The sequence below is a fragment of the Okeania sp. SIO3I5 genome (genome assembly GCF_010672085.1).
In the GTDB taxonomy this organism is placed as follows: Bacteria; Cyanobacteriota; Cyanobacteriia; order Cyanobacteriales; family Microcoleaceae; genus Trichodesmium.
Genome location: NZ_JAAHHT010000029.1, coordinates 1 through 13513, shown reverse-complemented (window position 1 = coordinate 13513; position 13513 = coordinate 1). Strand labels below are relative to the sequence as shown.

The 13513-nt window shown below is 34.7% G+C and carries 5 protein-coding genes; 4 read left to right on the top strand and 1 reads right to left on the bottom strand.

Going from position 1 to position 13513, the window contains the following annotated elements; translation table 11 throughout:
• Nucleotides 1-304 precede the first annotated feature (304 nt).
• The 3 genes from F6K40_RS09120 to F6K40_RS09110 all read left to right on the top strand — a co-directional run bounded on the left by F6K40_RS09120 (nt 305) and on the right by F6K40_RS09110 (nt 7943).
• The gene (locus tag F6K40_RS09120) at nt 305-745 is read left to right on the top strand and encodes a protein kinase domain-containing protein (protein ID WP_365670778.1); all 441 of its coding nucleotides are present in this window, start codon (nt 305-307) and stop codon (nt 743-745) included.
• A gap of 461 nt (nt 746-1206) precedes the next feature.
• A complete protein-coding gene (locus tag F6K40_RS09115; protein WP_293134432.1) occupies nt 1207-1932 on the top strand; it encodes a hypothetical protein in 726 nt (241 codons plus the stop codon).
• Between the two features lie 164 nt (nt 1933-2096).
• Nucleotides 2097-7943 carry an AAA family ATPase gene (locus F6K40_RS09110; RefSeq protein ID WP_293134429.1) on the top strand — a complete coding sequence of 1949 codons (5847 nt, stop codon included), beginning with the start codon at nt 2097-2099 and terminating at the stop codon, nt 7941-7943.
• 777 nt (nt 7944-8720) lie between these two features.
• Here F6K40_RS09110 and F6K40_RS09105 read toward each other — a convergent pair.
• Nucleotides 8721-9719, bottom strand: a complete 999-nt coding sequence (locus F6K40_RS09105) for a glycosyltransferase family 2 protein (protein WP_293134426.1) — start codon at nt 9717-9719, stop codon at nt 8721-8723.
• 1649 nt (nt 9720-11368) lie between these two features.
• On the opposite strand from F6K40_RS09105, the gene F6K40_RS09100 reads away from it, so the two are divergent.
• The gene (locus tag F6K40_RS09100) at nt 11369-12535 is read left to right on the top strand and encodes a calcium-binding protein (RefSeq protein ID WP_293134423.1); all 1167 of its coding nucleotides are present in this window, start codon (nt 11369-11371) and stop codon (nt 12533-12535) included.
• Nucleotides 12536-13513: the final 978 nt, after the last annotated feature.

Genomic DNA, 13513 nt, shown 5'->3' with positions numbered 1-13513 from the left:
TAATAAAGCTTTCGTTTCCACCTCGTCCACAATATGGTAAAGCAACAGTTGAAGCGTGGGAATTGAAAGAGTGGTATCAAGACAAAGATCCAAACAACAGGACTCCTTCTAGTCCTTTTATTCCTCTGTGTACTTGCTAGTAGGAGTTGCTAAAAACTTTGGCGTTGCGGAATGAATGTATGATTTTGGTAGATTATAAATGGATTTTATTGCTTTCAGGATTAATCCCCAAAATTAGTAACGCCAAAGCTTTATTCGACTGAGAAAAAAACCTTAATCCCTTCCAGACTAATGCAAATAAACCATGAACCATGTCAACAATAGTCAAAATTATCAGATTATCGACAAAATTTATGAAAGTCCCAATTCCTTAGTCTATCGAGCCATCCTCAAGCCAGATAATCAAGCTATTATTCTCAAAATTCTCCAAGAAAACTATCCGACTCCTTCCGAAATTACCCGTTACAAACAAGAATATGAAATTACTCGTTCTTTGAATGTAGATAGTATTATTCAAGCTTACGACTTACAAAGATACGATAATAGTTTAGTCATGCTTTTAGAAGATTTTGGCGGTAAATCTTTACAATTATTACTATCTCAACAAGGTCAATTAAACTTAGAAAAGTTTCTGAATATTGCTATTAAAACAACAGAAAGTTTAGCAGCAATTCATCAAGCTAATATTATCCACAAAGACATTAACCCCTCAAATATTGTCTATAACCCCAAACAAAACAGCTAAAAGTCATCGACTTTGGCATATCTACCAGCCTATCCCAAGAATTTCTCTCAGTTATCCCCCCTCATTAACTGGAAGGAACTTTAGCATATATTGCCCCAGAACAAATTAGTTTTTTAGAGTCTGGCTGCGGTTGGCCAACCTATTGGTTGTGAGAATTATACCACTTTGATCAATATTTGCTACGAATTTCTGTTGCCTATTTTCTGTTATTTGTTGCCTATAACTCAACTTTTGTAGCATTCTTTTGTGTAAATGGTATTTAAACAAAGAATACAAAAATTAAGATTGGGAAGTCAAAAATATGGTAGTATTCTTGGATAGTTTTTTTAATCGTTATAATTTTTTGTGTCATTGAATCAAAAAATCTAACGGTCTCAAAAATCGTAGGTATGTCAAATTTTTCATTAAATCAGGTAGGTTAAATTATGGTTATTGGAATGCAAAGCGGAAAGCTTATTGAAATGTATAAGCCTCTCTTACAAGAGAGTGTAAAAAATGTCGATCAGTCTATATTCAAGCAAGAATTAATGCGAAAAGCATCGGAAATTGCTGTTGTCCCACGTAGTGAAGGAGATAGCCCTGGTTTAAATCTTCTAGATATAATTAGACAATCAAAGATAATTTCTCAAGTTATTGCTTTTATGTGGTACTACAGTGGCGACGAAGTAGACTCTTGTGACGAAAAAAATTGCGACGATAAATGCAACAACAATTTCGACAACTTGATATGCAAGAAGTGTCAAGCAAAACTAGGGCTAAACTGGTACCTGTATCCCTCAGACCGAAACAATTCATACCCTGAGTTGCGGAAGCTTCTGACAGAAGGCAAACCTAACAAAAATGGTAATAAGTACGATAAATTTTTGTACACAGTTTTTTACCATTTAATAGGTGAAGATGGTAATATAAAGCGAGAATATAGTGATTTCTATAAATTCCCGATTTATCAAACAGATGACAGTTTCGAAGCTATATTTGAGGTAGATTATACCGTTTTTAACGGTGTGATTAGTGACATTCGTAATCGTAGTGGAAAGCTTGAACTCTTATTTACGCTTTCCTTCCCACCTCGTCCACAATATAGTAACGCAACACTTAAACCGGATCAATTGGTAGAATGGCATGAAAATGTAGACGAGAACGACTTTACACCTCCTAATCCTTTTATTCCCGTCTGTTGTTCTTAGTAGGAGTTATGAAAAACTTTGGCGTTACTATAATGAATATAGAATTTAGGTAGATTATAAATGGAAATTATTCCTTTCAGGATTAATTTCCAAAACATGCAACGCCAAAGCTTTTTTGTAGCTGCAATAAAGCTCAATCCCTTCCAGACTAACGCCAATAAACCATGAACTATGTCAGTAAGAATAATAAAAACTATCATATCATTGAACAAATTTATCAAAGTCCTAACTCCTTAGTCTATCGAGCTATCTTTAAGCCAGATAATCAAGCTATTATTCTCAAAATTCTTAAAGAAAACTATCCTACTCCTTCCGAGCTCACTCGCTACAAACAAGAATATGAAATTACTCGTTCCTTGAATGTAGATAGTATTATTAAAGCGTACGACTTACAAAGATACGAGAATAGTTTAGTAATGCTTTTAGAAGACTTTGGTGGTCAATCCTTAAAATTATTACTATCCCAACAAGGTCAATTAAACTTAGAAAACTTTTTGAGTATTACTATTAAAACAACAGAAAGTCTAGCAGCAATTCATACTGCTAATATTATTCACAAAGACATTAACCCTGCCAATATTGTCTATAATCCCCAAACAGGACAACTAAAAATCATCGACTTTGGCATATCTACCCGTTTATCCCAAGAATTTGTGACAGTTATTCCCCCTCATCAACTAGAAGGAACTTTAGCTTATATTGCTCCAGAACAAACAGGTAGAATGAATCGAGGAATAGATTATCGCAGCGATTTTTATTCCCTGGGCGTAACTTTCTACGAACTTTTAACCAATAAACTTCCTTTTGAAACAACCGATCCTATGGAGTTAGTTCATTGTCATATTGCACAACAACCTTTACCAGTACATGAACTAATTCCTGATATTCCTAATTCTGTATCTAATATAGTCAGTAAATTATTAGCTAAAACTCCAGAAGAAAGATATCAAAGCGCTTGGGGAATAAAAGCCGATCTAGAAACCTGTCTGCATCAATTAAAAACTTTAGGAGAAATTTCAGATTTTCCTTTAGGAAATCAAGATATTTCTCAGAAATTTCAGATTCCTCAAAAACTCTATGGTAGAGAACAAGAAGTTAATCAACTATTAACAGCATTTGAAGAAGTAAGTCAAGGAAAAACCGGAATGATTCTGATTTCTGGTTTTTCAGGAATAGGCAAATCAGCTTTAGTTAATGAAATTCACAAACCCATTACAAAAAAACGAGCTAGATTTATTAGTGGTAAATTTGACCAATTCCAGAGAGATATTCCTTATTCAGCTATTTCTCAAGCATTTCAAGAGTTAATTCGTAAACTCCTAAGCGAACCGGAAATAACTCTACAAACTTGGAAAAATAAACTATTAGAAGCTATAGGAAATAACGGTCAAATTATTATTGATGTAATTCCTGAACTGGAAAAAATTATCGGGCTACAACCGCCAGTAGAACAATTAGGAGCCACTGAAAGTCAAAATAGATTTAATTTATTTTTTCAAAGATTTCTAAATATTTTTTGTCAAAAAGAACATCCTTTAGTAATATTTATAGATGATCTACAATGGGCAGATTTACCATCTCTGAACTTACTAGAGCAATTAATATCAGATTCAGGTAACCAATATTTTCTTTTAATTGGAGCATATCGAGATAATGAAGTTGGTCCTGCTCATCCCCTAATGCAAACTTTAGAGAAAATTAAGCAAGCAAAAGTATCAGTTAATGAAATTACCCTTTATCCCTTAAAAATTAATCATATTAATCAATTAATCGCTGATACCCTAAGTTGCTCAATAAAAATTACTAAACCTTTAGCTGAATTAGTTGCCAAAAAAACTGGAGGTAATCCTTTTTTCCTGACTCAACTGCTTTATTCCTTATACCAAGAAAATTTGTTAGTGTTTAATCCAGAACAATCTCCTCTGAACCTAGAAGACGATGGAAAAAGTTATTGGCAATGGAATATAGACCAAATTGAAAGTGTATCTATTACCGATAATGTAGTTGACTTAATGGTCAGAAAAATTGAAAAGTTGGATAAAAAAACTCAACAAGTTCTCAAATTAGCAGCTTGTATTGGAAACCATTTTAATTTAGAAATTCTTTCAATTGTCAATAACAAATCTCAAATAGTTACAGCCCAAGAAATACAGTCTGCCCTAGATGAAGGTTTAATAATTCCTCTAAACAATAATTATCAAGTTCCTCTGCTTTGGAGTTTAGAAGAATTACCAAATAATAGCTCAGAAATCTCATCTCAACATGAGACATTTATTCCCTACAAATTTTTACATGACCGAGTACAACAAGCTGCTTATTCTTTGATTCCAGAAGCAGAAAAAAAGCAGGTTCATCTACAAGTAGGTCGTTTGCTACTGAAAAATATTAAAGAAGCTCGGAATAAAGAGGATGAATTACAGAATAATATTTTTGATATTGTCAATCAACTGAACGAAGGTTTGGACTTAATTACTGACCAATTAGAAAAAGATGAGTTAGCTAAATTAAATCTTAAAGCTGCAAAAAAAGCTAAAGCATCAACTGCTTATCAAACAGCATTAAAGTATTTAGAAACTGGGATAAAGCTTTTAGATTTTAACCAATGGAATTGCCAAAATTCATTAATATTTGAAATTCATCTAGAGTTCTTAGAAGTTCTTTATTTAACGGCTAATTATCTAAAGGTTCAAGATTGCTCTGAGATTTTGCTAAGTAAAAATTACGATACTCTAGATCAAGTAAAGATATATCAGATTAAAAGTTTATCTTATTTTGCTGAACTTAAGCAACAAGAAGCAATAGAAAATTTTTGTAAAGCTTTGGCTTTACCCAAAATTGATATTGATATACCTCAGAATGAAGAAGAAATCAAAAAAAGAACTAATCAGGAATATCAGCGCTTAGAATATCTTTTAAAAGATCAGGAAGTTGAGAATTTAATTTATCTTCCAAAACTTACAAATCTTTATAAAACTTCAGCGATCCTAATTTCGCAACAGATAATACCCTCTATAAAAACTACAAATTCACCTTTAGTATCATTAGTAGTTCTAATTCTGATTAATCTCTGCATTCAATATGGTAATCCTCCTCAAGCTGCTGGTAGCTATATTTTTTACACTACTTTATTCCCACCTTTTTCTGCCGGAGATATTGACTTGGGGTATCAGTTCGGACAACTATCTCTAAAGTTGCAAGAGAAATATAATTTGTCCTCACTAGATGCTCTGGTCATCCATATGTATTATGGTTTTGCATGGCATTGGAAAGAATATTTGAGAAATTTTGACGTACAAGAACAATGTATTAAAGGGTTTCAAAAAGGTAGAAATATAGGAGATTATATTTTAGCTTCTTACTGTTTTATTAGTTATTTCCTGATCAATTTATTTGGAGGATATAGCTTAGAAAACCTTGGAAATAAAAGTAAAAAATATGTTAATTTAATTAATAATTTTCAACTAGAATATTGTACTAATTACACATATATATGTTATCAAATAGTAAATAATTTAATTGATCAACAAAAAGATTTTCTTGTCATTGGTGATTGTTCATTAGCAGAAAAATTTTATATAGATAATTGGAGTGGAAATGAAAATAAAAATTTATGGTTGTTATTTATAGCTTGTTTTGCCAAAATATTTATACTTTACTTTTTCAAACAACACGATAAGGCTATTAATTACACAATTAAAGATGCAGAAACTATTGATGCTTGTTCTAAATATTTACCAGGTTCTCAATATAATTTCTATTCTTCTCTTACTTTTCTAGCTAATTATCATAACTCAGATCCAATTAAACAAAAAAGACTGCTAGATGAAGTCAACAAGAATCAAGAAATAATGAAAATGTGGGCTGGACATTGCCCAGAAAATTTCGAGAACAAATATGATTTAGTAGAAGCGGAAAAAGCCAGAATATTAGGGCAAACTTTAGAAGCACAAGAACTGTACGATCGCGCCATTCAAGGAGCCAAAAAATATGAATTTATCCACGAAGAAGCTTTAGCTTACGAACGAGCAGCAGAATTTTATCTCGCCCTAGACAGACAAGAAATCGGTCAATTGTACTTAAAAAACGCCCATCATTGTTACATTCGTTGGGGTGCTAAAGCTAAAGTCAAACAACTAGAAGAGGAATATCCCCAGTATTTATCAGGAGTAATTGATCGAAGTAAATTAAAAGGTATTAGTACAATATTTTCTACCAGGGGAGCTACTGGAGAAATTCTCGACTTAACAACAGTTATTAAAGCATCTCAAGCAATTTCTAGTGAAATTAATTTGGAAAATCTCCTGCGCCACTTAATGAAAATTGCCATTGAAAATGCGGGAGCGGAAAAAGTTTTTCTGATTCTCAACCATGAAGATAATTGGGTGATTGAAGCTCAAGAAACAACAGATAGAAACCAAGCTAGGATTTTAGAATCAATCAATATTGAATCTGTAGATCCAGAAACATCAATTCCAATTTTACCAACTACGATTATCAATTATGTAATTAACAGTCAAGAAAATATAGTTCTCGATGATGCAGCTAACCAAGGACAATTTATTAATGACCCTTATATTGTCGCTACAAAATGTAAATCAATTCTCTGTACTCCTTTAATTAACCAAAATGAATTAAAAGGAATAGTTTATTTAGAAAATAATTTAACTACAGATACATTCACCTCAGAAAGAGTCGAACTATTAAATATATTATCCGCTCAAGCAGCAATTTCCATTGACAATTCCCGATTTTATCAAACCCTAGAACAAAAAGTAGAAAAACGGACAAAAGAACTATCTGAAACCGTAGAAGTTCTCAACGCAACTCAAGCAAAACTCCAGTTTGAAAATGACCTACTAAAAAGTGGCAAAGAAACTTCTAATTTTAAGTATCAATTAGGTGGAAGTTTGCCCAATAATTCTGCTACTTATGTAGTCAGACAAGCAGATATAAATCTCTACAACGCCCTCAAACAAGGTGAGTTTTCTTATATTTTAAATGCCCGACAAATGGGTAAATCTAGTCTGATGATACGAATGCTCAATCATTTTAGGGATGAAGGATATAAGTGTACTGTCATAGACTTAACCGATATTGGTACTAAAAATTTGACCGAAGAACGATGGTATCAAGGATTAGCTTTTGATTTATTGCGCAGTTTGAGTTTAACAAGAAAAGTTAATATAAGAGCTTGGTGGAATGACGGATTAGATATTTCTCCCGTACAAAGATTTGGTAAATTTCTGGAAGATATTATATTAGTTGAAGTCAATAATGAGGAAGATCAAGCTGAAAAAAAAGTTATCATTTTTATCGACGAACTTGATACTATTTTAGATTTAAGTTTTTCCGTGGATGACTTTTTTGCCTTGATTCGTTATTGCTATAATCAACGCACAATTAATCCAGAATCTAGATATAAGAATCTCACCTTTGCTTTTTTTGGAGTAGCAACTCCTTCAGAATTAATGACTGATACTAGGAGAACTCCTTTTAATATTGGTAAATCAATTAAACTAGAAAGCTTCAAAAAACATGAAGCACAACCTTTATTATATGGAATAGCTGAAAAGTTTAGTAATCCTCAAACTGTCTTGCAAGAAATATTAAATTGGACGGGAGGACAACCTTTTTTAACTCAAAAATTATGTTGGTTGATTCGTAATGAAAAAACACCTATTCCTGTGAATGGAGAAATTCAATGGATAGAGAATATAGTACAAGAAAAAATTGTGGACAATTGGGAAGCTCAAGATGAACCAGAGCATTTAAAAACTATTCGCGATCGCATTATTCAAAGTCAAAATAGCCGAAAACTCCTGAGACTTTATCAACAGTTATTGGAGCAAAAAGAGATAATCCTGATGAGCATTCCAGAAGAAAAAGAGTTATGGTTGTCAGGATTGGCAATTATGCAAAATGGGTTGTTGAAAATTCACAACCCCATTTATGAATTGATTTTTAATCGGAGTTGGACGGAGAAGAATTTGGGAGGCAGGAATAATGAGTAATGAGTAATGAGTAATGAGTAATGAGTTAGGAGTAATGAGTAATGAGTTAAGAGTAATGAGTTGGGAGTAATGAGTTGGGAGTAATGAGTTGGGAGTTAGGAGTTGGGAGTAATGAGTTGGGAGTTAGGAGTTGGGAGTTAGGAGTTAGGAGTTAGGAGTTAGGAGTTAGGAGTGGCTTTGTTGTATAAAACCCACATTCCGTACTTCCTCCGCTTTGAAAATAAAAAGGCTGAAACTTTTACCTGTAAAAGCTTTGAGGTTTAATCCGCCCGCCTTAACTATTGGACAATAGTTAAAATCAAACATCAATTTTGGAAATAAAAAGGCTGAAACTTTTACCTGTAAAAGCTTTGAGGTTTAATCCGCCCGCCTTAACTATTGGACAATAGTTAAAATCAAACATCAATTTATAGTAAAGAGAGTGATATAGCTGCTGCACTTGCTCCGCCTTTTCCTGACGGAATGCTCCGCAAACATATCACGCAGCGAAAAGCGGAACGGATGTTCTATTGCTACTTTCATGCAACAAAGCCGTTAGGAGTTAGGAGGTAGGGACGTTCGCATTTTTGTTATGCAACGTCCGTACCGAGTCAGGAGTCAGAATAAATAGCTTCGATATCTTTCTAAGTTTTCCAGGACTTACGCAGAAACCGGATTTATCAACCAACATTGCTGGTTTGAAAGACAATAATCGAGAAATAAACCCGTTTTCTTGGTTGGTTTACATAAGTCCTGTTTTCTTCCGACATCTTTTGACACAAACCCGGTTTCTGAGTTTCAAGACACCTGACTATTATGAATAACCCAACCCATTAAATTTTGCCATTCATCAGTTTTCGCTAATCGATCGGCATCCAAATCATCTCCCATATTCTCAGAAAATCCTGTAAAACTCTCAATCCAATTAATAACTGTTCCCACAGGTAAAAAAGGAGTATATTTCCAAGACTTTTGCAAATATTCCACCATCTCAGAATAAAAACCCGTATAGTACAAATACCACGAACTCCAGACTAAAGTATTGTAACGCACTTGTTTTTCTAACAACTGAATCCCTAATGGAATAGACTCCGAGGCAAAAAACTTATCCAAAACCCGATTAATAGACCGCGCTTGAGAGATTCCATCCCGCATAGTATTCTGATCGTGCTGACGATAACAAATAGTAGACTGTCGCAACCACTCACTTTCACAACCACGCAAAGCTAAACGCAACACTAAGTCTACATCCTCGGCATGACTTAATCCTGCTTCAAAACTCCCCACTTCTTGCAACCAATGCCGCCGAAACATCAAAGTACCCATTGTGCCAATTGGTTTCCAGCGCAACCATCCCTCCAAATCCAACTTAGGCGCATAATTCCAAGGTGTTTCATCTTTAATAGGATCGCCCTGCTGATTCACCCGGCGCCATCCACTGTGAACAATTCCTAAATTTGGTTGGGCGTCAAATACTCCCACTTGGGCAGTGAGTTTATCTGGTAGGAAAAAATCATCCGCATCCAAAAAAGCGATTAATTCTCCTCGTGCTAAATTAATGCCATGATTCCGGGCGGCCGAAACTCCTTGATTTTCTTGATATACATAACGGATAGTCTCAATATAAGGTTGCAAGGCCAAGCGGGTATTGTCTGTGGAGCCATCATCAATTACAATAATTTCATAAGATTGATAGGTTTGGGCCAAAATGCTTTCTATAGCTTGACTAATATAGCGATCGCAATTGTAGACGGGCATAATTACACTTACCCGTGGAGTGGTTGTAGTAGTTGACATAAATATTATTGCTGATGGATAGGGAATAGGGAATAGGGAATAGGGAATAGGGGGAAAGAATTAATAATTCAGGACTTACGCAAAGAAACCCGGTTTCTACGGTAAATCATTGTTTTTAACACATAAACGTCTACGAGAAACCGGGTTTCTGGGTTTGCATGGCTTTAGTCCTATAATTTTTGCACGATAATTGATTTGATTTTTAATTATCGGAGATCATGAATAGTGAAAAACCTTTGCTATTTATTTAATTTTCCTGTATAGCAAAATCCTGGTGTTCCCTAACTACAAAAAAAGTTAATGTAGCAGTATTTTTTGAAACTGATACTAAGATATTGTACTTAGGGCTTGCTAAAGGATTTAAAAAAATAAAGGCTTTGGCCTTTTTATACTGAAAAAAGTCCAAGCTTTTCATCAGATTTTTTTCCTGCTAATATCATCTTCAGTTGAATAATTATAAATCAGAATATAATATTAGTAAATTACTCAGATTCCTTTCCTATATTTATCTCCTACTGGGAACTTTCTATAAGGGAGTAGGGAGTAAGGGTTAAGGGGAAATAATTGATGATTTATATACAATAATTGATTTTATTTTTTATTATTGGAAATGTTTATTTCTAAGACATAGAGTATTTTTTTCCTGTGATTAAATTTGCCTGTGAAGCGATCGCTCAACTTTTTTTATCTAAATATCCTGACGGAGTTCAACTCCCTAGAAGATAGGATAAAAAATAGTTAGATCGAGTAATAAACTCTATTGAATTGATTACTAGATTTTGTAGTGAGTTTACTACTATCTCTAATTTTTACCCTAATATCCTGAAACTAGAGGTAATATCCATTTTAATTTTTGGTAGTGGTGCATTGTAATGGTTGTGCATTTTCCCGATCTTTGTTAGGAAGCACGGCAGTGGGAGCATCTTGCTCCCGTGCTAGGTATTCCTTTCTCCTGTATACCATTACTATGCAGGACTACCTAATTTTTAAATATTGTGACTAAAAAAAATCAGGACTTACGCAGAACTACCATATCTAGTAGGGGCAAACCGCCGTTTGTCCCTAAAGATGGTGTATGATTTGACATTTTGCGTAAGTCCTGAAAAATTTAACCCCTTTTGAAAGGGGCAGTCGCCATTACTGACACCGACATTCGCTCCTCTCAAATTTAGTCTGTGCTGCGAATTTAACTTCGTGCCTTCTAATACCAGTTTGAAAAAAGGATGTTGTTGGCAAAAATCATAATTTTCCTACCTTTTATTTGTATTTATCTAATTAAAATTCATCTGGATTATAGGTGTTTAAGTTGGAGTGAATATTTGTTACTAAATAATCTCTTAAAAATATGATAATTAATAAATTTAATTCATCAGTATTTATATCTAATTCAACACTAAGATTTAGCTTGTTTATCAGTAATTATACTTTTGTCCATAATTAGAATTAATTATATCTCTAAAATATTTACTTCAATTATTACAAAAATCAGACAAAAAGCCTAATTTATCAAAAATAACCCGATTGAATTTAAAGCCATAGAATAACTTTTTTGAAACTAAATTTTGATGTAAATAAAAACAAAAATAATAGGGATTTCAGATAAAACTCTTGTAAATATGTATAGCCAATCTTAAGTAATAAGGAGAGTTATGAGTGAGTGCATAATAGAAGTAACTAACCCAACAACACCAAGTAGTTCATTTTTCTTTAACGGTACGACATTTATCGAAGGTACTGCAAATGAGGATGGGTTATTGGGAACGTCCGGCAACGATGATATCAATGCTGGAGGTAGCAATGATATAGTTGACGCTGGTAGTGGCAATGACACTATAGACGGCCAAGGTGGAGATGACAGCATAAGTGGTGGTTTGGGGGATGACCTCATAGGAGGTCAAGCAGGTAATGATTTTCTGGAAGGTTGTGAAGGACATGACAATATAGAAGGTGGTGCTGGTATAGATACAGTAAGAGGTAACATTGGTAATGACAACCTCGACGGTGGTGCAGACAATGACATCATAGAAGGTGGTGATGGACATGACACTGCCATAGGGGATACTGGTGCAGACTTCATAGATGGCGGTAGTGGAGATGACAATCTTTCTGGAGATAATGTAGGACAAACTGGTTATAATGATACAGTGCTTGGTGGCAGTGGTAATGATACCATTTTTGGTGGTGGTGGTGCAGATAGTCTTGTTGGTGGTGCGGACAATGACTCCATCCGAGGTGGTGACGGGAATGATACGATTAGAGGGGGTATAGGTGATGACATCATCGAGGGTATTTCTGGAGAAAACCTAATATTTGCTGGTGAAGGTAACGATACAGTTATAGGTGGTACAGACAACGATACCATTTTCGGTGGTGATGGTATTGACTGCCTAAATGGTGGTATTGGTAATGACTGCATCCAAGGTGGAGTTGGTGATGATACTCTGATAGGTGGCACTGGAGCAGATACCTTGATTGGTGGTATTGGTAATGACATCATTGAAGGTGGCACTCAAGCAGATGTTTACATCTTTGACGTTAATGCTGCTGGAGGTATTGACACCCTCACAGACTTCAGGGGAACTACAGATGGTGACATCATTCAGATAGATGCGGATATTATTCTTGGTAATGCTGGAGGCAACATTCAACTAGCAACAGTTTCAGACATTAGTGAGTTCACTCCTGATGGTTCTACTAATCTAGTTTATGACACAAGTGGAGAGCTTTACTTTGTTCAAGATGACAATACAACAGTAACACAATTCGCATTTCTCCAAGGAGATACTCCCATAGCAGATGACTTTGAAATCATCTAATGGACTAACAAAAAGAATAAATTAATTTTCACATGGAAGCATCTCAACAGCGCTACGCGCAAGTCAGAAATCAGAAGTTCAGTGTTATATCATACAAGACTTACGCAGAACCACGTTCTCTTGGTGCGCGTTCCCTCTCTTGGTGCGCGTTCCCTTGCGACTTTCGTCGTCGCGGGGTCGCACCGCTTGCGTCTGAGGCCGACGCGGGGTCGCACCGCTATGTGGTAGGGGCGAATGGCATTCGCCCTCTACAGATAGCATATTATCTAATAATTTGCGTAAGTCCTGATATATTTTTTGATCGTCAGGTTTTAAGCATTTACCAAAAAAAAGCGGCTTTGTTGTATGAAAACATATAGCTACCGCACAATAGGCAAGCATATGTACTTCATACTTCTACAACTATTGTCCAATAAATAAATCTATTATCTTCGGTATTAAAAAAAAGGCTGAAAGTTTTACCTGTAAAGGCTTTGAAGGCTTTAACTATTGGCCAATAGAATAATAGAAAGAGGGTGATATAACTGCCACTAGGTTCACCTTTCATGTCGGGGACAACCGAAAAGCGGAACGGATGTTCTATGGCTATTACAACAAAGCCAAAAAAAGCTCTAAAACCTCTCCTTTGAAGGGAATGAAAAAAAATCAACTTCAGTATTTCAATCCCAATGCTTCGGTCAGAGGTACTGATAACCGATGTACTGACACTTCGCGAAGTGTCACTGCTAACTGATAACTGAAGTTACCTTTTTTCTTGATAGAAGTTTCATATCGTGTCTAGCAGAACACTTATAATTAGGCTCTTATTCATTAATGGATAATGGATAATTACCTCTCCCTAAAAGGAAGAGGATTGACTAAAAGGAAAAAATTTATTTTTTTCCCCTTAAAAGGGGAGGCTTTCAACCTGAATTATTTAATTATTTAATTATTAATTATTCGGTAAAGCTTTAGCCCTCAAATATTTATGTCTGGGCT